Raw genomic sequence first — 24,672 nt, 5'->3', positions numbered from 1 at the left:
GAGGCGAGCCGACGAAGCAATCCAGGGCAGCTCGCACCGGCCCGTGGATTGCTTCGCTGCGCTCGCAATGACGATCTTCCACGGATCGCCAGCCCTCACCCCGGCAGGAACGCCACCATGTTCGGGCTGCCGATCGGCAGGTAGCGGCCGGTGAAGGCCAGGCGGCCGGACTCCGGGTCGACCCGGAACAGGGTGACGTTGTCGCTGCGCCGGTTGCAGGCGAACAGGAACTGCCCGGTCGGGTCCAGCGCCACATGGTTCGGGTAGTCGCCGCGGGTCCATTCCGCGTCTAGCCAGCGCAGCGTGCCGGCGGGCTCGACGGCGAAGATGGCGATGCTGTTGTGCAGCCGGTTGCCGGAATAGAGGAAGCGGCCGTCGCGGCTGACCGCCAGCGCCGAGGCGAAGCTGGAACCGGCGAAGCCCGGCGGCAGCGAGCCGACCTGCTGCAGCAGCGAGGCGCGGCCGGTCGCCGGGTCCCAGTCGTGTACGGCCAGCTGCGACGCCTCCTCATAGGTGGTGTAGAGCACGCGGCCGTTCGGGTGGAAAGCCAGGTGCCGCGGCCCGGCCCCGGCCGAGGCGGTCGGAAAGAAGGGCGGGTCGGCCGGGCGCAGCGCGCCGGCGGCCTCGTCGAGGGTCCAGACATAGACCCGGTCCTGGCCGAGATCGGTGCTCAGCACGAAGCGGCCCGCGGTCTCGATGATATGGGCGTGCGGGCCGTCATGGCCGCTGACGGCGAAGCTGCCGGGCGGGCCGGCCTCGGCCCGGCCGGCGCCGACCGGGCCTTCAGGCGCCTGCACGTCGCTGGCGGTGCCCAGCGATCCGTCCGCCGCGATCGGCAGCACCGCCAGCCGGCCGTCGCCGTAATTCGCCACCAGCAGGTGCCGGCCGCCGGGATGGACGCTGCAATGCGCCGGAATAGTGCCGCAGGAGCCGACGGTGTTCAGTGCCGCCAGGGCGCCGCTGTCGCGGTCGACCCGGTAGGCGGTGCAGGCGCCCTGGGCCGTGCCCTCGAAGTCGTCGATCTCGTTGACGGCATAGGCGTGCCGCCCGTCCGGGGCGAAGGCCAGCCAGGAGGGGCTGGGGCCGGGGACGCTGCCCAGCGCTTCCAGCCGGCCCGATTCCGGGTCCAGCCGGGCCAGGGTGATGCCCTCGCCGTTGCCGGACGCGCCCGTGTAGCTGCAGACATGGAACAGCATCGCCCACCCCGTCGTCGGTTTTGAGGACCCGATAGCATCCGTCTCGCGCATTGTCAGCGCCGCCGCGCGCGGCTATCACCCGCCATCCGCCGCCACTGCCGGGAGCCATGCGATGGCCGACACCCCGCCCGACCGCCTGTCGGTCAACCCGAACAGCCCGCATTTCGACGAGGCCGCGCTGCGCCGCGGCGTCGGGGTGCGATTCAACGGTTCCGAGCGTACCAATGTCGAGGAGTACTGCGTCAGCGAGGGCTGGGTCCTGCTGTCGATGGGCAAGGCGCTGGACCGCCGCGGCAACCCGCTGACGGTGAAGAAGACCGGCACGGTGGAGCCCTATTTCCGGGACGACACCCCGGACGCCTGATCCGGCCCGGAAGGAACACGGCCGTCCGTCCGGCATTGTGTCCTGGGGATCCATGATCCCGGGAGCCGCCGGATGGATCAATCGACGCCTTCGCCGCGGATGGCGCTGTTCGCCGTCCTCGGCACCCTGGTCTATCTCGGCCTGGCCGTGCTCGGCTGGGGCGGGCTCGCCGCCTTCTTCGCCCATCCGGCCCGCACCGCCGTGGCGGCGATCACCGTGGCGCTGACGGCCGCGAGCCTGTTCAGCGGCGGCAACATCAGCCCCGGCGAGCGTGAGGACCGCGGCAATCGCTGGGTGCTGGCGGCCTTCACCGTGCTCGGGCTGCTCGGCGCCTATGTGCCGGCCTGGACCGATCGGACGGAGCTGTGGACGCTCGACGGCGACACGGTGCGCTGGCTCGGCGTCGCCCTCTTCGCGCTCGGCGGCGCGTTGCGGCTCTGGCCGGTCTTCGTGCTCGGCCGGCGGTTCAGCGGGCTGGTGGCGATCCAGCCGGGACACGAACTGGTCACGACCGGCATCTACGGCGTGATCCGTCACCCCAGCTATCTCGGGCTGCTGGTCGGCGCGCTGGGCTGGGGGCTGGCCTTCCGCTCCGGCATCGGTATGATCCTGGCGCTGCTCAACCTGCTGCCGCTCCTGGCCCGCATCCGGGCCGAGGAGCGGCTGCTGGCCGACCAGTTCGGCGCGGAGTACGAGGCCTATCGCGGCCGCACCTGGCGGCTGGTGCCGGGGCTGTACTGAGGCCTCAGGCCGCCGCCTTCGCCGCGCCGGCGATCAGGCGGCCCAGCCGGGCGATGCCCTCCTCGATCGCCGCGGCGTCGGCCAGGGAGAAGGACAGGCGCAGCGTGTTGCCGTGGCTGCCGTCGGCGTGGAAGGCGCGGCCGGGGACGAAGGCGACCCCCAGCTCCACCGCCCGGGCCAGCAGCCCGGCGCCATCGAGATGCTCGGGCAGGGTCACCCAGATGAACATGCCGCCCTCCGGCCGGGTCCAGCTCACCCCCGCCGGCATGTGCCGCTCCAGCGCCGCCAGCATGCAATCGCGCCGGTCGCGATAGGCGGTGCGGATCTTCGCCACCTGGGCCGGATAGGCGTGCTCGGCCGCGTGGTGCATCACCATCTGGTTGATGGTGGGTGTGTGCAGGTCGGCCGCCTGCTTGGTCAGCACCAGCTTCTGCACCACCTCGCGCGCGGCGCAGATCCAGCCGATGCGCAGCCCCGGCGCCAGGGTCTTGGAGAAGCTGCCGCAATGGATCACGCGGCTGCGATCGATGCTGCCCTTGGCCGCCGCGTCCAGCGCCAGCAGCGGCGGCACGTCCTCGCCGTCGTAGCGCAGCGCCTGATAGGCCGAATCCTCGATCAGCGGGATGTCCAGCTCGTCCGCCAGGGCCAAGGCGCGCTCGCGGGCCGCCAGGCTCAGCGTCTCGCCCGAGGGATTGGCGAAATCCGGCGTCAGATAGGCCAGCCGCACCCGGCTGCCGGCCGCCCCGGCCGCCGCGCGGTAGGATTCGGGCGTGGCGTTGCCCTGCGCCGGATCCAGCCGGTCGTAGCGCGGCTCGTAGGGGTTGAAGGCCTGCAGCGCGCCGAGATAGGTCGGCCAGCCGACCAGCGCGGTGTCGCCGGGCGACAGGAACAGCTTGCCGAGATAGTCCAGCCCCTGCTGCGAGCCGGAGGTGATCACGATGTTGTCGATGCCGCAGGGCACGCCGATCGAACCCATGTGCCGGGCGATCCACTGCCGCAGCGGGGCATAGCCCTCGCTGACAGAATATTGCAGCGCGGTGTCGCCGGCGGCGAGCGCGGCCTCGTAGCCGGCGCGGAAGGTCTCGGCCGGGAACAGCGCCGGGTCGGGGATGCCGCCGGCGAAGGAGATCACGCCCGGCCGGTCCAACAGCTTCAGCAGCTCGCGGATCTCGGAGGCGCGCATCTTCGCGGCGCGGGTGGCGTAGTGGGTCTCGCCGATGGTCATGGTGTCCTCGGTCTTCCTGGGCCGGCGCGCTGCCCGGCGCCGTTCCCCGACCGAACCATGGCGGCTGGATTTATGTCAACGAGACTGACCTATTTCATGTCAGAGTTGTGGGCAGTGCGCGGCTGGTGACATTTTGTTTCGAGCCACTCGGCCCCTTGGCGGCCGCCTGCTGTACCGTCATAGTCGGATCGATAGTCTCTTTTTTTCGAGATCAGGGTCAGGCGCCATGTCCTCCGTGCCTTATCCCAACGACGGATCCGGTCCGAAGCGCAGGAAGACCCCATGGCAGATCGCCTGGGACAGCGGCTTGGCGTTCGGCCTGGCGCTGCTGCTGGGCAGCGGTCTCTTCGCATCCGCCCTGTTGCCATGGGCGCCGGAGTGGATGACGGTTCTCACTCGTCCCGGCAGATGGGGCGCATCCGGGGCGGCGGTGGCTACCCTCATCCTGGCGTCGGCCCTCACGGTGCTCTGGTATGTCTGGCCGCCCACGCTCCGCCGATGGCGTCTCGTCCGCCATGGCGTCCGGGTCGCCGGTCAGGTGATCCGGACCGAGCCCTGGATCCCGGCCAAGGTTTCGCCGAATGCGCCGAAGGGGCTCATCCGGTTTCGTTCAGAACACCGCGTCCGTGTCCACTACCGTTTCAGCGACGCGGCGGGCGTGGAGCATGACGGGTATGGCCAGCCGCGTGAGCTGTGGCCGAGGCCGGCGCCCGGCGATCCGATCCCGGTGCTCTACGATCCGCGGCGGCCGGGCAATTCGGCTCCGGAGGACGATCTGGCGGTTTGATGCATCACCCCTGCCAGCGGCGGAACAGCACGCTGGCGTTGACGCCGCCGAAGCCGAAGCCGTTCGACAGGGCGTGCTCGATCCGGCCGGGGCGCGCCTGCAGCGCCACCAAGTCGATGCCCTCGGCGTCCGGGTCGGGGGTCTCCAGGTTCAGCGTCGGCGGCATCACCTGGTCGCGCAGCGCCAGCACGGTGAACACCGCCTCCAGCCCGCCGGCGGCGCCCAGCAGGTGGCCGGTGGCCGATTTGGTGGCGCTGACCGCCACCGTGCCGCCGGTGCCGAACAGCGCCTTGATCGCCGCCAACTCGCCCTTGTCGCCGACCGGGGTGGAGGTGGCGTGGGCGTTCAGGTGCTGCACGTCGCCGGGGCTGATCCCGCCCTGGGCGAGCGCGATCTCCATGGCCCGGCGGGCGCCGTCGCCGTCCTCCGGCCCGGCGGTCATGTGATAGGCGTCGGCGGTGGTGCCGTAGCCGATCAGCTCCGCGATCGGCCGGGCGCCGCGGGCCAAGGCGTGGTCCAGCGCCTCGATCACCATGAGGCCGGCGCCCTCGCCCATGACGAAGCCATCGCGGGCCTGGTCGAAGGGGCGGGAGGCGCGCTCCGGCGTCTCGGTGAAGCCGGTGGACAGGGCCCGGGCCGCGGCGAAGCCGCCCAGGCTGACCCGGTCGATGCAGGCCTCGGTGCCGCCGCACAGCGCCACGTCCGCCTCGCCGGCGCGGATCATCCGGGCGGCGTCGCCGATGCCCTGCACCCCGGCGGCGCAGGCGGTGACCGGCGCGCCCAGCGGGCCCTTGAAGCCGTGGCGGATCGAGACCTGGCCGGCGGCGAGGTTGACCAGGAAGGCCGGCACGGTGAAGGGCGACAGCCGGCGCGCGCCCTTCTGGTCGACCGTCCGCACCGTCTCGACGATATAGGGGAAGCCGCCGACGCCCGAGGCGATCACAGTGGCGGTGCGCTGCCGCGCCCGATCGTCCGCCGGCCGCCAGCCGGACTGGGCCACCGCCTCCTCCGCCGCCGCCATGGCGAACTGGATGAAGCGGTCCATCTTCTTCTGGTCCTTCGGCGGCACCGCCGCGTCCGGGTCGAAGCCGGCCTCGGGATCCTCGGCGATGGACGGCACCACACCGGCGACCTTGGCGGCCAGGTCCGGCACCATCTCCTCCGGCAGGCGGCGCAGGCCCGACCGGCCGGCCAGCAGCCGGCGCCAGCTGGCCTCGACGCCGCTGGCCAGGGGCGACACCGCGCCCATTCCGGTGACGACGATACGGCGCATCTCAGGGTCTCCTCATGTCGGAACCGCGTCCACGCCGTCGCCGTTCCGGCGCTCCGCGAGCCGGATCCGGGCGGCGCGGGCCCCGCCGGCGGGGCCGGCATCGGGGCCCAGGCGGAACTCGGCCGTCTCCGGCGTGACCGGCAGGCCGCTGCGGCGGTCGACCAGCACCGGGTCGATCGGCGCGCCGTCGGCCCGGCCGGCCAGCTGCACCAGCACCTTGCCGCCGGTGGCGTGGCGGCTGCCCCAGGCGCCCAGCGCCGCCAGCACCGGGAACACATCCCGGCCGGCCGGGGTCAGCCGGTATTCGTGGCGCAGCGGCCGGTGCGAATAGGCGTGGCGCTCCAGCAGGCCGGCCTCGGCCAGGCTTTTCAACCGCCGGGCCAGCATGTTCGGGGCGATGCCCAGGCTGTGCTGGAAGTCGTCGAAGCGCGTCAGGCCCAGGAAGGCGTCGCGCAGGATCAGCAGGCTCCACCACTCCCCGAGCGCGTCGAGGGCGCGGGCGATCGGACAGTCCATGCCGGCGAAGCTGGTGCGCTGCATGGCGCCAGGGGTAGCGCAGTCGCTTGCATGATGCAAGCGATGCGAGGCGAGGCCGGTTCTCAGGGGGCCGGCAGGCGCTCCAGCGCGCCCAGCAGGGCCTTGTTGAACGCCTCCGGCGACTGGATCTGCGGCGCATGGCCTTCGCCGGGGAAGCGGATCAGCTTGGCGCCGGGGATGCGCTGGACGGCCTGGCGGCTCAGCTCGGCATAGTTGCCCAGGCGCTGCGCCACCTCGGGCGAGGCCAAGGCCTTGCCGATCGCGGTGGTGTCGCGTTCGCCGATCATCAGCACGGTCGGGGTGTGGATGTGCTCCAGCTCGTGGACCACCGGCTGGTTGAACACCATGTCCGAGGTCAGCGCCTGGTTCCAGGCCACCTGGCGGCCGCCTTCACCCTGGTACATGCCGGCCAGCATCTGCACCCAGCGGTCGTATTCCGGGCGCCATTCGCCGGCATAGTAGGTGGCCTGCTGATAGGCCTTGATGCTGTCGGCGGTGGTCTTCAGCTCGCCCTCGAACCACTGGTCGACGGTCTGCTGCGGCACGCCTGCGGCCTTCCAGTCCTCCAGCCCGATCGGGTTCACCAGCACCAGGCCGGACAGCGCGTCGGGGAAGGCGAGGGCATAGCGCATCGCCAGCATGCCGCCCATGGAATGGCCCATCACCACCGGGCGCTGGATCCCCAGCCTGTCGAGCAGCGCCCTGGTGTTGGCGGCCAGCTGGTGCAGCCCGAACTGGTAGGCCTGCGGCTTGGTGGACTTGCAGAATCCGACCTGGTCCGGCGCGACGACGCGGTAGCCCGCCTGCAACAGCGGCCGCATCACCCCTTCCCAGGCGGCGCCGCAGAAGTTCTTGCCGTGCAGCAGCACCACGGTGCGGCCGTTCGGCTTGTCCGGCTGCACGTCCATATAGGCCATGGACAGGTCCTGACCCTGCGACTTGAAGTCGAAGCGCTGGACCGGGAAGGGATAGTCGAAATCCGCCAGCATGGGGTCGGCGACGGCGGCCGGGGCGGCGGCGAGGGTTGCGAGCAGGGCGGCGGCCAGGGTCAGGCGTCGGATCATCTCTCTCCTCGGGGCCGGATCGATGCTGCCGGGTTAACGCCCGGCCGCCGTGCACGGCGCCGCGCGGATCGTCGCGGCCGGATCAGTCCCGCGCCGGCCCGGTGTAGAAGCCCGGCCAGTGGCGGCGAGCATGCTCGCCATCGGCGGCGAAAACGTGGCAGCTGTCCAGCAGCACCGGCCGTTTCGCCGGGTCGGCCTCCCCGGCGCGCTCGCGCGACAGGATCGGGAACACGGTCTGGAACGCGGTGGTGGCCATGGGCCCCAGCAGCTCGACCAGATGGGTGCAGCCTTTGGCGCCGCCCAGCCGCTCCTTCGCCGCGCGGGTGAAGCCGGGGCCGATGCGCAGGCCGACCAGCGCCTGGAAGGCGGGCGCGATCTCCGGGCACAGGGCGTAGGGGCCGTGCTCGGTCTCCGCCTCGACCGCGACGATGGCCAGGCCGTCGTCGACGGTCAGCCGCAGCCGCATCTGATGCAGCGGCTCGCCCGGCGTGATCGCGCCGCGGAACTCGTTGCGGAACTTGTAGTGCTTTGTGTCGACGAGGTGGCCCTCGATGTCCCACAGCCCGTCGGCACGGCGGAAGCCGTCGCAGGTGACCCGGCGGGTGTGGATCTGCTCGCGCGCGGCGGGGGCGGAGAGGGGCATCGGGTCAGCTGGCCTCGGGCTCGACCTCGGCGGGCGGGGTCACCCGCACCGCGGTGATCTGGTTGCGCTGGCGCCGCAGGATCTCGAAGCGGAAGCCGTGGAAGGTGAAGGCTTGGCCGACCTCCGGCAGGTGCCGCGCCTCGTGCAGCACCAGCCCGGCGATGGTCGAGGCCTCGTCGTCCGGCAGCCGCCACTCGAAGCGGCGGTTCAGGTCGCGGATGGTGACCGTGCCGTCGACCAGGAAGCTGCCGTTCGGCTGCGGCCGGACGCCGGCCACCGGCAGATCGTGCTCGTCGACGATGTCGCCGACGATCTCCTCCAGGATGTCCTCGAGCGTCACCACGCCCTGCAGGTCGCCGTACTCGTCGACCACGATGGCGAAATGCTCGCGCCGGGTGCGGAAGGCGTGCAGCTGGTCCAGCAGGCTGGTCGAATCCGGGATGAACCAGGGCTTGGCCGCGATCCGGCGGATGTCCAGCCGGTTCGGGTCGCCGCCGGCTGCCTGCAGCGCCCGCAGCACGTCCTTGGCGTGCAGCACGCCGATGATGTTCTCCAGGCCGCCCTGGCACAGCGGCATGCGGGTGTGCGGGCTGTTCAGCATCGCCGCCACCACCTCGCGCGGGGTCAGCTCGATGTCGATCGCCTCGACGCTGCGGCGATGGGTCATGATCTCCGACACCGAGACGTCGCCGAGATCGAGGATCGAGCGCAGCATCTGCCGCTCCTGCGCCACCTCGGCCTCGCTGCCGCGATGCAGCTCTATGGCGCCGCGCAGCTCGTCGACATAGTCGGCCAGGCCGATCCGGCTGGGATCGGCCCCGAACAGCCGCAGCACGCCGCGCACCAGCCAGTTCACCAGGCGCACCACCGGGCTCAGCAGCCAGACCACGGACCTGACCATGGGGGCGATGCCCAGCGCCGCGCGGTCGGCGTGGTTGATGGCGTAGGTCTTCGGCAGCACCTCGCTGAAGACCAGGATCAGCGCTGTCATCACCACCGTGGCCACCGGCACCGCCGGGGCGCCGAGCACCGAGACCAGCAGGCTGGTGGCGAGGGAGGAGGCCAGGATGTTGACCAGCGTGTTGCCCAGCAGCAGGGCGCCGATCAGCCGCTCCTTCTGCTCGCGCAGCCGGTTGACGATGCCGGCCCGCCTCAGCCCGTGCGTCTCCAGCTGGTGCATCCGCGCCCGGCTGGCCGCGGTCAGCGCCGTCTCAGATCCCGAGAAGAAGGCGGAGGCCACGAGCAGGACGACGATCCCGGCGAGGTGGAGCAGGAGGACGAGATCGTCGGACATGGCGGTTGCTGTCAGGCGGCGATGGCGTCGGCCAGCACCGCGGCGACCGGTTCGACCGGCACCTCGCTGGTGACGAAGGCCTGGCCGATGCCGCGCACCAGGATGAAGGTCATGCGCCCGTCCCGCACTTTCTTGTCGCGGGTCATATGGTGCAGCAGGGCGCCGACGGACCAGGCACGGTCGCGGGCCGGGCGGGTCGGCAGGCCCATCGCCTCCAGGTGCCGGGCCAGCCGGTCGCGGTCCGCGGCCGGGCACAGGCCCAGGCGCACCGACAGGTCGAAGGCCATGACCATGCCGATCGCCACCGCCTCGCCATGCAGCAGCGCGTCGCCATAGCCGGTCTCGGCCTCCAGCGCGTGGCCGAAGGTGTGGCCGAGGTTGAGCAGGGCGCGCCGTGCCGCCTCGCGCTCGTCCTCGCCGACGATCTCGGCCTTCATTTCGCAGCTGCGCTTGACCGCCCAGATCATCGCGTCGCCGTCGCCGGCCAGCAGCTTCGGGCCGTTCTCCTCCAGCCAGGCGAAGAAGCGGGCATCGCCCAGGGCGCCGTACTTCGCCACCTCGGCATATCCCGCGCGCAGCTCTCGCGCCGGCAGGGTGGCGAGGAGCGCGGTGTCGGCCAGCACCAGCAGCGGCTGGTGGAAGGCGCCGATCAGGTTCTTGCCATGCTTGCTGTTGACCCCGGTCTTGCCGCCCACCGAGCTGTCGACCTGGGCCAGCAGCGTGGTCGGGATCTGCACGAAGTCGAGGCCGCGCAGCGCCGTGGCCGCGGCGAAGCCGGCCAGGTCGCCGACCACGCCGCCGCCGAGTGCGACCAGCAGCGTCCGCCGCTCGATGCCCAGCGCCAGGATCCGGTCCAGGAGGTCGGCCAGCACCGCCATCGACTTGGTCGCCTCGCCCGGCGGCACGGTCAGGGTCTCGGCCACGATGCCGGCGGCGGCCAGCGACGCCTCCAGCGCGGCGCCGTGCAGCCCCGCCACCCGGGCGTCGGCGACCACGATCACCCGCCTGCCGCGGCCCAGCGCGGCGATGCGCTGCCCGGCCTCGGCCAGGGCGCCGGGGCCGATGACGATGTCGTAGCTGCGCGGGCCCAGCCCGACGCGGATGGTCTCTCGTGTCATCTCAGGGATTCAATCCGTCTGCCCCGCATGGGCGGTTTCGGTCGCGGCGGCCTCGGCCGCCAGATGGGCGTCGATGGCGGCCAGCACCCGGTCCACCGTCTCCTCGACCGGACCGTCGCGGCTCTCCACCGTCATGTCGGCCAGGGCGTAGACCGGGTAGCGCCGCTGCATCAGCCCTTCCAGCACCGCCTTCGGGTCGCCCTGGCGCAGCAGCGGCCGGTTGCTGCGCTTGGCGGTGCGCGCTGCCAGAACCGACAGCTCCGCCTTCAGCCAGACCGACAGTCCGTGCTCGGCGATGACGTCCCGGGTCTGCGGGTCCATGAAGGCGCCGCCGCCGGTCGACAGCACCTGCACCGGGTCGTGCATCAGCCGGGCGATCACTCGCCGCTCCAGGTCGCGGAAGGCGGGCTCGCCGTAGCGCTCGAAGATGTCCGGGATGGTGCAGCCGGCCGCCGCCTCGATCTCGTGGTCGGCGTCGGTGAAGCCGAGGCCCAGCCGCGCGGCCACGCGCTTGCCCACCGCGGTCTTGCCGGCGCCCATCAGGCCGACCAGAACCAGGGTGCGGGGCAAGGGGCGGTGCAGCGTGGTGATCATCGATCCTCTTCCAGACCCGACCCAATCCATCTTGGGGGGCTCATTGGCGGCCGGGCGGTTTGCCGCCGCCCTGCCGACCGCCTAAGATAGGGTTGCGCCGGGCCGGCCGCATCTGCTTTCTCCGGCCCCGGCCCGCGCATCGGCCTGGTTTCACACCTGTCAGGGGTCCGTCTTGGCTCGTCGTCGTTCGAAGTCCCGCTTTTCGCAGAGTTCCGGTGGCGGCGGGGGCGGCGGCCTCGGCCGGGTGCTGGCGATCGCCGTGCTGCTGGTCATCGTCGGCGGCGGCGTGGCGCTCGCGGTGATCGACTTCCGGCCGCCGACCCAGACGGTCGAGAAGGTGATCCCGAACACCCAGTTCAAGCAGTAGGGTGTCCGAGGCCGCAGCCCCGAAGCGCCGGCGCGGCCGGCCGCCGGCGCCGCGCCTCCTGCCGCCGCCCGCGGTCGAGGCCTTCCTCGACATGCTGGTGGCGGAGCGCGGCGCGGCCGCCAACACCCGCGAGGCCTATGGCCGCGACCTGCTCGACCTGAACCGCTTCCTCGAGGCCCGTGGCGGCGGCATCGACCGGGCCGGCACCGACGATCTGCGCGCCTATCTCGGCGATCTGGCGCGGCGCGAAGGGGCGAAGGGCGGCAGGACCGCCGCGCGCACCGCGGCCCGCCGCCTGTCGGCGATGCGGCAGTTCTACCGTTTCCTGGTGTCGGAGGGCCGGCGGCAGGACGACCCGTCCGCCGCGCTCGATTCCCCGGCGCTCGGCCGGCCGCTGCCGAAGCTCTTGTCCGAGGACGAGGTCGAGGCGCTGATCGGCGCGGTCTCGGGTCTGTTCGCCGACCCGGAGCGGCTGGCCGAGGGGCTGCGCCTGATGGCCCTGCTCGAGATCCTCTATGGCGGGGGGCTGCGGGTGTCCGAGCTGGTCGGGCTTCCGCTCTCGGCCCTGGCGCGGGACGGGCGGGCGCTGATCGTGCGCGGCAAGGGCGACAAGGAGCGGCTGGTGCCGCTGTCGGAGCCCGCGCGCGACGCCATCGCCGCTTATCTCCCGTATCGCGGCATGTTCTCCGTCAAGGGCCGCGACCGGGGCTTCCTGTTTCCGTCGCGCATCGCCCGCGGCGGCTGCCTGACCCGGCAGCGATTCGGCCAGTTGCTGAAGGATCTGGCGGTCGAGGCAGGGATCGAGCCCAGCCGCGTCAGCCCCCATGTGCTGCGCCATGCCTTCGCCACCCATCTGCTGTCGCACGGCGCCGATCTGCGCTCGGTCCAGACCATGCTCGGCCATGCCGACATCGCCACGACCCAGATCTACACCCATGTGCTGGGCGACCGGCTGCAGAGCCTGGTGACATCCGCCCATCCGCTGGCCAAGGCCAGGCGGCCGTAATTCAGAGGGCCGGCTGGGCGAAGCTCCACAGCCGATTCGCCAGAAAGCCCCAGACCAGCACGGCCAGCGTGGCCGCGGCTTGGGCCGGCAGATAGGGCACACCGAGCCGGCTGGCGAAGAGCGCCATCAGCAGGCCGGTCCAGGCGAAGCCGCCGGCGGCGACCAGGGCGAATCGCCAGGCAGCCTCGCGATGCGGCCGGCCGCCGGCGAAGGTCAGCCGCCGGTTGAGCGCATAGGAGACGAGGCCGCCGGCGACATAGCCGGCCAGAGCCGCCGGCAGCGGCGCGGCGCCGCCCGATTCGACCAGCGCGATCAGCAGAGCGTAGTGGATCGCGGTCGCGACCGCGCCGACGCCGGCGTAGCGGGCGAACTGAAGGGATATGGCGGGGACCGCAAAGGCCCGCATGCGGCTGTGTTGGCACAGCGGCGGCCCGGCGTCACATGTCATCGCCGTAAGCGAAGGCCGGCCGGATCGCATTTGCATTGACAGCAAGGCCCGGTTGCGGTTTCGCTGTTGCCGCTTGAGTCCTCCTGGAACGGAACGACGTGATCTTCCTGCCCCCGACGCTGCGACGACGACGCCTGCAGCCCGCCCTTCGCGGCGCGGCGGCCTGAGGCGTTCCGGGGTGCCTGCGACACCATGATGCGGGCGGGACGGAAGCCGGTCGGCGCGCGAACCGACGCTCTCCGTTCCAAGGATCCTTCTCCAGTGTATCTCCTGAAGACCGAACGGCCGCGGGATGCGGCCGAAGTCGACGCCCTGCTCGACCTCGCCTTCGGCCCGAACCGGCAGACCAAGGTCTCCTACCGCTATCGCGACGGCATCGCGCCTGTGCGCAGCCTGTGCTTCGTGGTGCGCGAGGACGGGCGGCCCAGCGGCCGGATCCTCGGCTCGATCCGCTACTGGCCGATGCTGCTCGACTCCGGCCGGCCGGTGTTGCTGCTCGGGCCCCTGGCGGTGCAGCCGGAGCTGCGCGGCGCCGGCGTCGGGGCCGCGCTGATGCGCGGCAGCATGAAGCGGGCGGCCGATATGGGCCACCGGCTGGTGCTGCTGGTCGGCGACCTCGCCTACTACGCCCGCTTCGGCTTCCAGCCCGCGGCCCCGCTGGGCTTCGCGATGCCGGACGAACAGCCACACCGGCTGCTGGTGGCGGAGCTTCGGCTCGGCGCACTGGAGGATGTTCCGGGCGGCACGCTGCTGCGGGCCGACGCCGCGGTCAGCCCTGCGCAGATTTCGGTCTCAATGCGCGCGGCCCTGTGTTAGACAGCCCCCGATCCCGAGGGCCAGTCTCAACGCGGAATGAAGACCTTTCTCGAATTCGAAAAGCCGATCGCCGAGATCGAAGGCAAGATCGAGGAGCTTCGGCACATCACCGACGCCGGCGAGCTCAACATCGCCGACGAGGTCTCCCGGCTTCAGACCAAGGTCGACAAGCTGCTGCGGGACACCTATCGCGGGCTGACGCCGGCGCAGAAGGTGCAGGTCGCGCGGCATCCGAATCGGCCGCATGCGCTGGACTACATCCAGGCGCTGGTCACCGAGTTCCAGCCCCTGGCCGGCGACCGCGTCTTCGCCGAGGACCGCGCCATCGTCGGCGGCCTGGGGCAGTTCCAGGGCCGCTCGGTGGTGGTGATCGGGCAGGAGAAGGGCAACGACACCGAAAGCCGCATCCGGCACAATTTCGGCATGGCCAAGCCCGAGGGCTACCGCAAGGCGCAGCGCCTGCTGGACCTGGCCGATCGCTTCCGCCTGCCGGTGATCACCTTCGTCGACACCGCCGGCGCCTATCCTGGCGTGGCGTCGGAGGAGCGTGGCGTGGCCGAGGCCATCGCCAAGTCGATCGAATCCTGCCTCAAGGTGCAAGTGCCGCTGGTCTCGGTGGTGATCGGCGAGGGCGGCTCGGGCGGCGCCATCGGCATCGCCGTGGCCGACCGGGTGCTGATGCTGGAGCACTCGATCTATTCGGTGATCTCGCCGGAAGGCTGCGCCTCGATCCTGTGGCGCAGCAGCGCGCAGAGCCAGGAGGCCGCGGCGGCGCTGAAGCTGACGGCGCAGGACCTGAAGCAGCTGGGCGTCATCGACGGCGTGATCGAGGAGCCGGTCGGCGGCGCCCACCGCTTCCCGCAGCAGGCGTTCGACGCGGTCGGCGACGCGATCGGCTCGGCGCTGGCCGGGCTGGTCGACCTCGACGGCAAGACCCTGCGCAGCAAGCGCCGCGAGAAGTTCCTGGCGATCGGCCAGAACCTGGGCTGAGCCCGCTCTACCGAAGACTCAAACCGTCATGGCGAGCCCCGAAGGGGCGTGGCCATCCAGCGGCACAGGTCCCCTGGATGGCCACGCCGGCTTCGCCGGCTCGCTATGACGGTTTCAGGTAGGGAATAGCCCGACTACCAGATCGACCCCGCCGCCGGAGCCGGACCGGCGCCCGATCCTCGCCGGCCTCGATCCGCTCCAGGAAATGGCCGAGCAGCCGCTCGTACAGCGCGTCGCCCAGGCAGGCATCCTCCAGCCCGACATCGATGTTCGGGTTGTCGTTGACCTCGATCACCACCGGGCCCTGCGGCGTCTCCTTCAGGTCGACGCCGTAGAGGCCGGCGCCGATCAGCGCGGCGGCGGCCAGCGCGGCGGACAGCACCGCCGGCGGCACGGCGTCCAGCGGCACCGGCTCGGTCGCGCCCTCCTCGCTGCGGCCGTCCCCGCCGTGGCGGAAGATCTGCCAGTGGCCGCGCACCATGCGATAGCGGCATGCGAAGAGCGGCCGGCCGGCCAGCACGCCGATGCGCCAGTCGAACTCGGTGTAGAGGTATTCCTGCGCCAGGATCAGGCGCGACCGGCGCAGCAGCCGGCGGCCCGCCACCGGCAGCTCGGCCGGGGTGTCGACCCGTACGACGCCGCGGGAGCAGGCGCCGTCCGGCACCTTCAGCACCAGCGGGAAGCCCAGCGCCTCGCCGGCCGCCGCCAGCGTGTCGGCCCGCACCGCCAGGGTGCGCGGCTGCGGCACGCCTTCGGCCTTGAGGCGCTCATGCAGGAACACCTTGTTGCAGCAGCGCAGGATCGACACCGGGTCGTCGATCACCGGCAGGCCCAGCTGCGCCGCGGTCTCGGCGAAGGCGTAGCTGGGCGATTGCAGCGCCGTGGTCTCGCGGATCAGCAGCGCGTCGAAGCCGCCGAGCCGCGGCAGGTCGCGGTGGCCGAGGCATTCGGTGTCGACACCCATCGACGACGCGACGTCGCGCAGCCGGGCGATGGTACCGGGCCTGGACGGCGGCAGCGGGTCGTCCGGGTTCACCAGCACGGCCAGGCGGGGGGCGCGACGAAACGGCCGCGGCGTCGGCGGCGGGCCGGCCAGCCGCTCCAGCGCGGCGCGCAGCAGGCGCTGCTGGCGCGGGTCGAGGCCGGCCAGCGGCTCCGCCATCACCTGCAGCAGCTGCGGGCGGACCGGATCGATCTGCAGGGTCATCAGCGGCAGGCCGAACGCCTGATAGGCCGCCTCGGCCACCTCCTGCAGATGCGGCTTGTTGCAGCGGCCCAGCGCCACGAACAGGCGGCGCGGCAGGATCAGGCGCTCGCCCTGGCGGCGCAGCGCGGCCAGGGCGCGGTCGACCGGCGCATGGCGGCTGCGGAGCAGCCGGCCGTCGGCCTGGTCGGCGAGATCCGTCGCGGTCGGGATGGCGGCATAGCCGCGCGCCTCGGCGATCAGCGAGACGTAGTAGCCGAAGGAGAGAGGCCGCTGGTCGCGGCATAGATTGACCACGGTGACGCCGGGCGCCGCAGCCGGCTCCGGCAGTTGGTGCCCGTCCAGCAGGTCGTCAGGGGCGACGACGCGGCATTGGGGAGGCAGGTCGGCGGCCAGCCCTTCGGGCTCGTCGGCGACGATCAATGTGATGGCCATGGGTCCATGCGTGATGTGGCAATGGCCTTCAGCGTCCCGCCGATCCGGATAAATTCGCCATTCGGATTTGCGGGCGCGTCACTCCACCGCGAACACCCGCTGCGTGAACCTCTCGGCCAGGCGGCCTAGTTCGGGGCCCAGGACGCGATCCTCCGCCACCGGCGGAACCACGCCACGCACCTCGTCGACCAGGTCTCGCAGCGCCGGCGTGGCTGACCGGCCGGTGACGTGCAGCGCCTGGGAGGCGATCACCGCCAGCATCGCCAGCGCCGCGTCCAGGCAGCGGCCGGCGCGCTCCTCCTTGGCCCAGGCCAGGAAGGCCGGGGCGGCGACGTCGTCCTGGCCGGCGCCTGCGGCCTCGGTGCCGGGCAGGAAGGTGCGCTGGGCCGCCGCCTTGGCCTGCTCCAGGTAGCCGGTCACCGCCATCGGCACATAGCCCAGGCTGCCATGGCCGTCGCTGTCGCTGGGATCGCGGCCGACCATCAGCAGGTCGGGCAGGTGCGACACCCGGCCGGCGAGCAGCTTCGAGCTGTGGCGGTCGCACAGCAGGCAGAGGTCGGCCCAGATCGCCGCCAGGTCGTCCAGCGCCGGCGCCGCCATGGCGTTGTGGTAGCCGCCGGTACTGATGCAACGGCCGTCCGGATGGCCCGGGCCCGCCTCGTCCGGCGGAATGTAGACCGGGTTGTCCGAGGCCGCCGCCAGCGACACCGTGGCTGCGCGCTCGGCGGCCGCCAGGGCCCGGTGCGCCTGGCCCAGGAGGCGCGGCACGATGCGGTAGCTGACCGGCGCCTGGTAGCCGCGCCGCCCGTCGCCGGCGCCGTCCAGCAGGGCGCGCAGGTGGCGCAGCGCCGCGGCGTCATGCGCATCGCCCCACAGCGTGTCCAGCGCGGCGTCATAATGCTCCAGCGGCGCGCGGAAGGCTTCGATCGACAGGGCGAAGACGCCCTCCGCCAGCCGGATCCGGTTGCGCGCCGCCAGGGCCGAATCGGCCACCAGCGCCGCGGCGCAGGGCGACCCGTTAATCAGCGAGCCGCGCTCCTTGACCTCGAGGTCGAAGCGGGCGCTGAGCGCGGCGAACAGCGGGTAGAGGGCCAGGATCTCCCCGGCCCCGCCCTGGCCGGAGGCGGGCACCGCCGGCAGCAGGCCGCCGTCCAGCATGGCGGCGACGGCCAGCGCGATCCGCGGCGTGGTGGCGGCGTGGCCTTCCAGGAAATTCGCGAGGCGCGCCAGCACGATGCCGCGTACCACCCGCTCCGGCAGCTTGTCGCCGAAGGCGGTGGCGGCGGCGAAGGCTTTGATTCGGGCGTGGCGGTCGCGCTCCTCCGGCCGCAGCCGCCGGTCGGCCAGCTCGCCCATCGCCGTGGTCACGCCGTAGATCACTAGGTCCGGGTCGGTGTCGATCAGCCGCAGGAAGGCGGCGCGGCAGTCTGCGATCCGGGCCAGCGCCGCCTCGGTGATGCGCACGCCCTCGCCCCGCCAGGCGACGCGGTGCACCGCGTCCAGGGTGATGTCGGCTCTCCTGGTCAGGGCCAGTGTCATCGGAATCCGCTCCCGCCTTAGGCGTGCGACGCCCCCGGTGCGGCAGCTTGGCAAAAGCAAAGGCCGGCGGCGATAGGATTCGCCGGCCGGCCTTTCCGATCACCGGTATCGTGGTGCTTACGCCACCGACCCGTGGCAGTGCTTGAACTTCTTGCCCGAGCCGCAGGGGCAGGGGGCGTTGCGCGGGGTGTGGGCCCATTCGGGGTTCAGCGCCAGCGCCGCGCTGGCCGCCGCCACCGCGCCGGCGGCGGTCGCGAATTCGGGCTCCGGCGGCGCGCCCAGCGCCGGGTCGAAGCGGCCCTCGTGCATCTCGCGCTGCATCGCCGCGCGCTGCTGGGCCTCGACATCCTCTGGCCGGGTGACGCGCAGCTCGACCTGCGCCAGCACCTGGGTAACGTTTTCGCGCAGCCCGGCCAGCATCTCCTCGAACAGATTGAACGCCTCGGCCTGGTATTCGCGCAGCGGGTCGCGCTGGGCATAGGCGCGCAGGTTGATACCCTGGCGCAGATGGTCCAGCGTCAGCAGGTGGTCCTTCCAGCTCTGGTCCAGGATCTGCAGCAACAGGCTCTTCTCGGCCATCTGCATGATCTCGGGGCCGTAGGCCTCAACCTTCGCCGCCATCTTGGCGTCGACCGCCTGCTGGATCCGCTCCTCGATCTCGCGGTCGGCGATGCCCTCTTCCTTGCCCCATTCCTTGATCGGCAGGTCGAGCCCGAAGATCCGCAGGACCTCCTCGTGCAGCCCGTCGATGTTCCACTTCTCGGCGTAGCTGTTCTCGGGAATGGCGCGGGCGACCATGGCGGCCACCACCTCCTGCCGCATGTCGGCGACCATCGCGCCGACCTCCTCGGCCTGCATGATCTCGCGCCGCTGCTCGTAGATCACCTTGCGCTGGTCGTTCATCACGTTGTCGAAGCGCAGCAGGTTCTTGCGGATGTCGAAGTTGCGGGCCTCGACCTTCTCCTGCGCCTTCTCCAGCGCCCGGTTGATCCAGGGGTGGATGATCGCCTCGCCCTCCTTCAGGCCGAAACGGCGCAGGATGCCGTCCAGCCGCTCGGAGGCGAAGATGCGCATCAGGTCGTCTTCCAGCGACAGGAAGAACTTCGACCCGCCGGGGTCGCCCTGGCGGCCGGAGCGGCCGCGCAGCTGGTTGTCGATGCGGCGGCTCTCATGCCGCTCGGTGCCGACGACGTAGAGCCCGCCGGCCTGCAACACGATCTCCTTGTTCCGCGCCACCTCGGCCCGGATCTCGGCCTCGCGCCGCTCGCGCTCCGCCGGGTCGTCGATGCCGGCGAGCTCCAGCGCCACCCGCATCTCGACATTGCCGCCGAGCTGGATGTCGGTGCCGCGGCCGGCCATGTTGGTGGCGATGGTCACGGCGCCGGGCCGGCCGGCCTGGGCGACGATATAGGCTTCCTGCTCGTGGAAGCGGGCGTTCAGCACATTGTGCGGGATCTTCTCCCGCTGCAGCAGCGCCGACAGCGTCTCCGACTTCTCGATCGACACGGTGCCGACCAGCACCGGCTGCTGCCGGGCGTTGCACTCGCGGATCAGCGTGACGATGGCGTCGTATTTCTCGCGGACGGTGCGGTAGACCTCGTCGTCCTCGTCCTTGCGCTTGACCGGGACGTTGGTCGGGATCTCGACCACCTCGAGGTTGTAGATCTCGCCGAACTCGGCGGCCTCGGTCTGCGCCGTGCCGGTCATGCCGGCCAGCTTCGGATAGAGGCGGAAGTAGTTCTGGAAGGTGATCGACGCGAGGGTCTGGTTCTCGCGCTGGATCTCGACCCGCTCCTTGGCCTCGATTGCTTGGTGCAAGCCCTCGGAATACCTGCGGCCTTCCATCATGCGGCCGGTGAATTCATCGATGATGACGACCTTGCCGTCCTTGACGATGTAATCGCGGTCCAGCTGGAACATCACGTGGGCGCGTAATGCTTGGTTTACGTGGTGGACGACGTTCACGTTGTGGATGTCGTACAGATTGTCGCCCTGCAGCAGGCCGTTCTCGATCAGCAGGCGCTCGATCTTCTCCTGGCCGGCCTCGGTCAGGGCGACGGTCTTCTGCTTCTCGTCGTGCTCGTAGTCCTCGACCGCGACCAGGCTGGGGATCAGCCGGTCGACGCGCATGTACATCTCCGACGAATCCTGCGCCGGGCCGGAGATGATCAGGGGCGTCCGCGCCTCGTCGATCAGGATCGAGTCGACCTCGTCGACGATGGCGAAGTTGAACGGCCGCTGGACCATGTCCTCGAGCCGGAACTTCATGTTGTCGCGCAGGTAGTCGAAGCCGAACTCGTTGTTGGTGCCGTAGGTGATGTCGGCGGCGTAGGCGGCCCGGCGCTCGCTGTCGTCCAGCCCGTGGACGATGCAGCCGACCGAGAGGCCGAGGAAGTTGTAGATCCGCCCCATCCAGCCGCTGTCGCGCTGGGCCAGGTAGTCGTTGACGGTGACGACGTGCACGCCCTTGCCGGTCAGGGCGTTGAGATAGACCGCCAGGGTCGCGACCAGGGTCTTGCCTTCGCCGGTCTTCATCTCGGCGATCTTGCCCTGGTGCAGCACCAGGCCGCCGACCAGCTGCACGTCGTAATGGCGCTGGCCGAGCACCCGCTTGGCCGCCTCGCGCACCGTGGCGAAGGCCTCCGGCAGCAGGTCGTCCAGCGTCTCGCCCTTGTCCAGCCGGGCGCGGAACTCCTGCGTCTTGGCCCGCAGCTGGTCGTCGCTGAGCGCCTGGAACTCGGGCTCCAGGGCGTTGGTCTTGACCACCGGGCCGGTGATCAGCGTCTTGACGAAGCGATCGTTGGACGAACCGAACAGCTTTCGGGCGAGCGCACCGAACATCGAAAACCTCGACTTGGGCAGGGAGAGCACGTGGCAGCACTCCCCCTGGAATTGGGGCCGCGCCATCCAGCTTTCAACGCGGCGCGGCACCATAGCGGAAGGGCCCGGCCCTGCCAATGGCCGGGCCTTTCCGCTCAGCTCGCCGGGTCGGCGGCGATGGCGCTGCCCTTCAGCACGACCGGGCGGGTGGTCTCGCCGGTGATGCCGAAATCGCTGTCGTTGATCATCATCAGCGACCCGTCGCCGGTCAGCGCCAGCCCCTCGATCTTGACCGGCACCTCCGGATGGTCGGCGCTGTCGAAGCGCAGCGTCTTCTTCACCGGCACGATCTTCGCGGCCGCGAGGTCCTTGCTCGCTTCGAGGCTCGGCGAGGTCTGCAGCTCGTCCCAGGCGGTGCCGTGGATGTCGGTGGCGCCGGCCAGCGAGATCTCATAGAGCTTGGTGGTGCCGTCGGTGCGCTCCAGCACCAGGAAGCGGTCGGGGCCGAGGCCCATGATCTCGCTGATGCGCGGGTCGCTCTGCTTCTTCGACGGGTCCAGCCGGAAGCTCTGCGGGTCGTCCAGCGTGTAGACGTATTCGCCGGTGACCGCGAGGGTGGCCGGGTCGAGGGTCCACAGCCGGGCGTTCTTCGAGCCGCGATAGGTGTCGGCGTCCGGGTTGGCCAGCGGGTTCTGGATGATGGTGGCGAAGCGCTTGCCGTCCGGGGTGACGGCGAGCGATTCCAGGCCGCGGTTGAGGAAGCGCCTGGCCAGCACCGCCGGCAGGCCGCCGTCGACCGGGTAGTGCGCGCCCTTGAAGTCGTCCTCGGTGCCCTGCGGCACGATCCGGCGCAGGATCTTGCCGTCGGCCGCGACATGCAGCAGCGACGGGCCGTTCTCCTCCGACACCCAGAAGCTGCCGTCGGCCATCGGCACCACCGATTCGGCGTCGACCGCGTCGGGGTTCTGCTCGAGCTTCCTGCCGGACAGGTCGATCGGCTGCTCGGTCGAGGCGTGGGTCAGCGGGTTGAGGAGGCCGTTGACCGGCTTGCCGCTGCCGTCCCTGAGCGGCAGCACGGCGTCGACCGTGAAGCGGCCGCCGTCCTGCAGCGTGATCCGGTAGATCGTCGGCGAATAGTCGGGCAGCGGATAGATGCGGGCGCCCTTGAGGTCGCCGCAGATGGTCTTGCCGTCGACCCCGAACACGTCCTCGACATCGCCGCAGGTGAAGTTCGGGCCGCGGTCCGAGATGGTCCAGAAGGTCATCGGCGGGTCGCCGGCGCGGCGGGCGGCGCCGCTGCCGATGCCGACATTCAGCTCGCGGGTCTTGCCGCCGGGCACCGAGATGCTGCCGAGCGCCAGCTTCGGGTCGCTGCTGGTGTAGCTGGTGATGGTCTCGGCCGCCTGCGCGGCCGGCAGGATCGCGACCGAGAGCAGCAGGACCGCAACCGCGGGACGGAATGCCATGAACCCCTCCTTAATTCTTTGTCACCCGGGGCCGGGCGCACGCGCGGCGCCGCCGGCCGGAAATCCTCCGTCCTTCTAGGATTTGCCGCGTGTCGCGCCGGTGACGGTCATGTTAAGCTTTGATGACAGCGGCTTCGGCCCGGCCGGCGGCGGCCCTTGGTCCGCTTGTGCCTGCTTCCGGCCTGTGCTTTACCTGTCCGCCACGTCGCGCAGTCGGCGCCGCCGCGATCCCATGACCGGATGCCGGCACGTCTCCGCCGAGGCGCCGCTCGTCCCACAGTGCTGAAAGGACGCGTTTGATGTCTTCCCTCGCCCTCCGCCTGCTCGCCGGCGCGGCCGCCCTGACGTTCCTGGCCGGTCCGGTCCTGGCCCAGGATGCGGCGAAGCCCGCCGAGGCGCCGGCCGCCGCCCCGGCCGCCGGGGACCAGGCCGGCAAGGCCGACGACCCGGTCGCGGCCACGGTGAACGGCCAGCCGATCCTGCGCTCCGAGGTGCTGGAGGCGATCAACAGCCTGCCGCAGCAGTACCGCCAGATGCCGGTCGAGATGCTGGTGCCGCTGATGGCCGAGCAGGTGGCCACCGCCCGCCTGGTGGCGCAGAAGGGCGTCGACGCCGGGCTGCAGACCGATCCGGAGGTGAAGGAGCGCCTGGCGACCGCCGAGCGCCGCATCATCCAGGACGTCTGGCTGCAGCGGCAGCTGAAGGCCAAGATCACCGACCAGGCGATCCAGGACGCCTACAAGAAGTACCTGGCCGACAACCCGCCGCAGGACCAGGTCAAGGCCCGCCACATCCTGGTCGACACCGAGGACAAGGCCAAGGACCTGATCAAGAAGCTGGAGGGCGGCGCCAAGTTCGAGGAGCTGGCCAACGCCAACACCACCGACCCGTCGGGCAAGGATTCGGGCGGCGACCTGGGCTGGTTCTCCAAGGAGCAGATGGTGCCGGAATTCGCCGACGCCGCCTTCAAGCTGGAGAAGGGCAAGTTCACCACCGCCCCGGTGAAGACCCAGTTCGGCTGGCACGTCATCCTGGTCGAGGACAAGCGCACCCGGCCGCAGCCGACGCTCGACGAGGTCAAGCCGCAGCTGGAGGAGCAGCTGTCGCAGCAGCTGGTGCCGCAGATCATCGCCGAGGTGAAGCAGGGCGCCCAGATCGTGGTGATGGGCCAGGACGGCAAGCCGCTGCCGCCGCCCAGCACGGACGCTCCGGGGGGCGCGCCGGCCGGCGGCGACCAGCAGCAGCCGGCGCCGCAGGGCGGCGACCAGCAGCCCGCGCCGAGCAAGTAGCCGGCGCGGCGAGACGGGGGAGGGGACCATGGCCGGAGCATTGCCGCGTTCGCCGCTCGCGCCCGAGCGGCTGCCGGAGCTGGCGCCGATCGCCGGCGTGAAGCTGGCCGCCGCCGCCTGCGGGCTGAAGAAGACGGGGGCGCCGGACGTGCTGTTCGTCGCCCTCGACCCCGGCACCACGGCGGCGGGCGTCTACACCCGCTCGCGCTGCCCCTCGGCCCCGGTGGACTGGTGCCGCCGGGCGCTGCCCGGGGGCTCGGCCCGGGCGGTGGTGGTGAATGCCGGCAACGCCAACGCCTTCACCGGCCAGGCCGGGGTGAAGACGGTGGCGTCGACCGTTGTGGCCGCGGCCAAGCTGGTCGGCTGCGACTGGGAGGAGGTGTTCGTCGCCTCCACCGGCGTGATCGGCCAGCCCCTGCCGGAGGACCGCATCGCCCGGCACCTGCCGGATCTCGCCGAGGCTCTCGGCGAGGACTGGGCGGGGGCGGCGGAGGCGATCCGCACCACCGACACCTTCGCCAAGGGCGCGACGCGCACCGCCACGATCGGCGGCACCAAGGTCACGATCACCGGCATCGCCAAGGGGTCGGGCATGATCGCGCCGGACATGGCGACGATGCTGTCCTTCGTGTTCACCGACGCCGCCATCCCGGCGCCGCTGCTGCAGAAGGCGCTGGCCGCGGCGGTGGACCAGTCGTTCAACGCCATCACGGTGGACGGCGACACCTCGACCAGCGACACGCTGATGCTGTTCGCCACCGGCAAGGCCGGCAACCCGGTGCCGAGCGGGGCGGCGGAGCTGGCCGATTTCCAGCGCGCGCTGGAGGACCTGACCGCCGACCTGGCGCGCCAGGTGGTGTGCGACGGCGAGGGCGCGCAGAAGCTGATCACCATCGCCGTGAAGGGCGCGATCTCCGACCGCTCGGCCCGGCGCATCGGCCTGGCCATCGCCAATTCGCCGCTCTTGAAGACCGCGGTGGCGGGCGAGGACGCCAACTGGGGCCGCATCGTCATGGCGGTCGGCAAGTCGGGCGAGCCGGCGGACCGCGACAGGCTCGGCATCGCCATCGGCGGCGTGCAGGTGGCGCGCGACGGCATGGTGGTGGACGGCTATGACGAGGCGCCGGTGGCGGCCCACATGAAGACCCGGTCGATCGAGATCGAGGTCGACATCGGCATCGGCCGCGGCCAGGCCACGGTCTGGACCTGCGACCTCACGCATGGGTATATCTCGATCAATGCGGATTATCGCAGCTAGCCCGGACTGAAGCAGGGCTGGCGCGGAACGATTAGGGTCGGGTCAAGCCAGTGCATCGCGGCAAGGGCAAGATATCGAGCGTCTTCTCGCGTTGCCTCTCCCGCCTGGCGGGAGAGGTCGGGCTCGCGCAGCGAGACCGGGTGAGGGCTGGTCCCGCCTTCGACACATTCGTCTCAACTGCTTCGGATCTCCGGCCTC

General features: G+C 71.3%; 23 protein-coding genes. 9 read left to right on the top strand and 14 right to left on the bottom strand.

The genetic code is table 11. From position 1 onward, the window contains the following. Positions 1-95: 95 nt before the first annotated feature. Positions 96-1,196, bottom strand: coding sequence for a lactonase family protein (locus LG391_RS21910; protein WP_225770166.1), 1,101 nt, complete (start codon positions 1,194-1,196; stop codon positions 96-98). A 112-nt stretch (positions 1,197-1,308) separates the two neighbouring features. On the opposite strand from LG391_RS21910, the gene LG391_RS21905 reads away from it, so the two are divergent. After that, positions 1,309-1,560 carry a DUF3297 family protein gene (locus LG391_RS21905; RefSeq protein WP_225770165.1) on the top strand — a complete coding sequence of 84 codons (252 nt, stop codon included), beginning with the start codon at positions 1,309-1,311 and terminating at the stop codon, positions 1,558-1,560. A 72-nt stretch (positions 1,561-1,632) separates the two neighbouring features. Beyond that, positions 1,633-2,301 carry an isoprenylcysteine carboxylmethyltransferase family protein gene (locus tag LG391_RS21900; protein WP_225770164.1) on the top strand — a complete coding sequence of 223 codons (669 nt, stop codon included), beginning with the start codon at positions 1,633-1,635 and terminating at the stop codon, positions 2,299-2,301. Positions 2,302-2,305: 4 nt separating this feature from the next. Here the strand turns inward: LG391_RS21900 and LG391_RS21895 are convergent, their stop codons facing one another. Beyond that, positions 2,306-3,526, bottom strand: coding sequence for a PLP-dependent aminotransferase family protein (locus tag LG391_RS21895; protein WP_225770163.1), 1,221 nt, complete (start codon positions 3,524-3,526; stop codon positions 2,306-2,308). Positions 3,527-3,752: 226 nt separating this feature from the next. Between LG391_RS21895 and LG391_RS21890 the strand changes: the two genes are divergently transcribed. Further along, a complete protein-coding gene (locus LG391_RS21890) occupies positions 3,753-4,313 on the top strand; it encodes a DUF3592 domain-containing protein (RefSeq protein ID WP_225770162.1) in 561 nt (186 codons plus the stop codon). Between the two features lie 4 nt (positions 4,314-4,317). Here LG391_RS21890 and fabF read toward each other — a convergent pair whose 3' ends face one another. From fabF to LG391_RS21855, 7 genes are all read right to left on the bottom strand, one after another. Further along, on the bottom strand, positions 4,318-5,586 hold the full coding sequence (gene fabF / locus LG391_RS21885) for a beta-ketoacyl-ACP synthase II (RefSeq protein ID WP_225770161.1): 1,269 nt from the start codon (positions 5,584-5,586) through the stop codon (positions 4,318-4,320). A 12-nt stretch (positions 5,587-5,598) separates the two neighbouring features. After that, the gene (locus tag LG391_RS21880; protein ID WP_225770160.1) at positions 5,599-6,126 is read right to left on the bottom strand and encodes a helix-turn-helix domain-containing protein; all 528 of its coding nucleotides are present in this window, start codon (positions 6,124-6,126) and stop codon (positions 5,599-5,601) included. Between the two features lie 59 nt (positions 6,127-6,185). Beyond that, on the bottom strand, positions 6,186-7,187 hold the full coding sequence (locus LG391_RS21875; RefSeq protein ID WP_225770159.1) for an alpha/beta fold hydrolase: 1,002 nt from the start codon (positions 7,185-7,187) through the stop codon (positions 6,186-6,188). 82 nt (positions 7,188-7,269) lie between these two features. Further along, positions 7,270-7,830 carry a DUF2889 domain-containing protein gene (locus LG391_RS21870; protein ID WP_225770158.1) on the bottom strand — a complete coding sequence of 187 codons (561 nt, stop codon included), beginning with the start codon at positions 7,828-7,830 and terminating at the stop codon, positions 7,270-7,272. Positions 7,831-7,834: 4 nt separating this feature from the next. Continuing rightward, entirely contained in the window at positions 7,835-9,124 is a 1,290-nt protein-coding gene (locus tag LG391_RS21865) for an HlyC/CorC family transporter (RefSeq protein WP_225770157.1), read from the bottom strand. 11 nt (positions 9,125-9,135) lie between these two features. Continuing rightward, entirely contained in the window at positions 9,136-10,242 is a 1,107-nt protein-coding gene (gene aroB, locus LG391_RS21860) for a 3-dehydroquinate synthase (RefSeq protein WP_225770156.1), read from the bottom strand. A gap of 9 nt (positions 10,243-10,251) precedes the next feature. Beyond that, a complete protein-coding gene (locus LG391_RS21855) occupies positions 10,252-10,836 on the bottom strand; it encodes a shikimate kinase (RefSeq protein WP_225770155.1) in 585 nt (194 codons plus the stop codon). A gap of 172 nt (positions 10,837-11,008) precedes the next feature. Between LG391_RS21855 and LG391_RS21850 the strand changes: the two genes are divergently transcribed. Both LG391_RS21850 and LG391_RS21845 read left to right on the top strand, forming a co-directional pair. After that, positions 11,009-11,203 carry a hypothetical protein gene (locus tag LG391_RS21850; RefSeq protein WP_225770154.1) on the top strand — a complete coding sequence of 65 codons (195 nt, stop codon included), beginning with the start codon at positions 11,009-11,011 and terminating at the stop codon, positions 11,201-11,203. 1 nt (position 11,204) lies between these two features. Further along, positions 11,205-12,209 (top strand): site-specific tyrosine recombinase XerD, encoded by a 1,005-nt coding sequence (locus LG391_RS21845; RefSeq protein ID WP_225770153.1) that lies wholly within the window; start codon positions 11,205-11,207, stop codon positions 12,207-12,209. A gap of 1 nt (position 12,210) precedes the next feature. Here LG391_RS21845 and LG391_RS21840 read toward each other — a convergent pair whose 3' ends face one another. After that, positions 12,211-12,615 carry a GtrA family protein gene (locus LG391_RS21840; protein WP_225770152.1) on the bottom strand — a complete coding sequence of 135 codons (405 nt, stop codon included), beginning with the start codon at positions 12,613-12,615 and terminating at the stop codon, positions 12,211-12,213. 303 nt (positions 12,616-12,918) lie between these two features. On the opposite strand from LG391_RS21840, the gene LG391_RS21835 reads away from it, so the two are divergent. Beyond that, entirely contained in the window at positions 12,919-13,473 is a 555-nt protein-coding gene (locus LG391_RS21835) for a GNAT family N-acetyltransferase (RefSeq protein WP_225770151.1), read from the top strand. Positions 13,474-13,509: 36 nt separating this feature from the next. Beyond that, positions 13,510-14,463, top strand: a complete 954-nt coding sequence (locus LG391_RS21830; RefSeq protein ID WP_225770150.1) for an acetyl-CoA carboxylase carboxyltransferase subunit alpha — start codon at positions 13,510-13,512, stop codon at positions 14,461-14,463. 103 nt (positions 14,464-14,566) lie between these two features. Here LG391_RS21830 and LG391_RS21825 read toward each other — a convergent pair whose 3' ends face one another. From LG391_RS21825 to LG391_RS21810, 4 genes are all read right to left on the bottom strand, one after another. After that, a complete protein-coding gene (locus LG391_RS21825; RefSeq protein WP_225770149.1) occupies positions 14,567-16,102 on the bottom strand; it encodes a RimK-like ATPgrasp N-terminal domain-containing protein in 1,536 nt (511 codons plus the stop codon). A 78-nt stretch (positions 16,103-16,180) separates the two neighbouring features. Then, positions 16,181-17,641: an aromatic amino acid lyase gene (locus tag LG391_RS21820; RefSeq protein ID WP_225770148.1), complete on the bottom strand. Its 1,461-nt coding sequence runs from the start codon at positions 17,639-17,641 to the stop codon at positions 16,181-16,183. Positions 17,642-17,758: 117 nt separating this feature from the next. After that, complete coding sequence (gene secA / locus LG391_RS21815; protein ID WP_225770147.1) at positions 17,759-20,482, bottom strand: preprotein translocase subunit SecA; 2,724 nt, start codon at positions 20,480-20,482, stop codon at positions 17,759-17,761. 134 nt (positions 20,483-20,616) lie between these two features. Next, entirely contained in the window at positions 20,617-21,927 is a 1,311-nt protein-coding gene (locus LG391_RS21810; RefSeq protein WP_225770146.1) for an esterase-like activity of phytase family protein, read from the bottom strand. A 299-nt stretch (positions 21,928-22,226) separates the two neighbouring features. Here LG391_RS21810 and LG391_RS21805 point away from each other — a divergent pair, with 299 nt between their 5' ends. Next, positions 22,227-23,216 carry a peptidylprolyl isomerase gene (locus tag LG391_RS21805; RefSeq protein ID WP_225770145.1) on the top strand — a complete coding sequence of 330 codons (990 nt, stop codon included), beginning with the start codon at positions 22,227-22,229 and terminating at the stop codon, positions 23,214-23,216. 28 nt (positions 23,217-23,244) lie between these two features. After that, positions 23,245-24,474: a bifunctional glutamate N-acetyltransferase/amino-acid acetyltransferase ArgJ gene (gene argJ / locus LG391_RS21800; RefSeq protein WP_225770144.1), complete on the top strand. Its 1,230-nt coding sequence runs from the start codon at positions 23,245-23,247 to the stop codon at positions 24,472-24,474. The last annotated feature ends 198 nt before the right edge of the window (positions 24,475-24,672 follow it).

It is taken from the genome of Inquilinus sp. Marseille-Q2685 (assembly GCF_916619195.1).
GTDB lineage: Bacteria > Pseudomonadota > Alphaproteobacteria > DSM-16000 > Inquilinaceae > Inquilinus.
The sequence above is the reverse complement of the archived record's forward strand: the minus strand, read 5'-3'. Positions and strand labels throughout refer to the sequence as shown.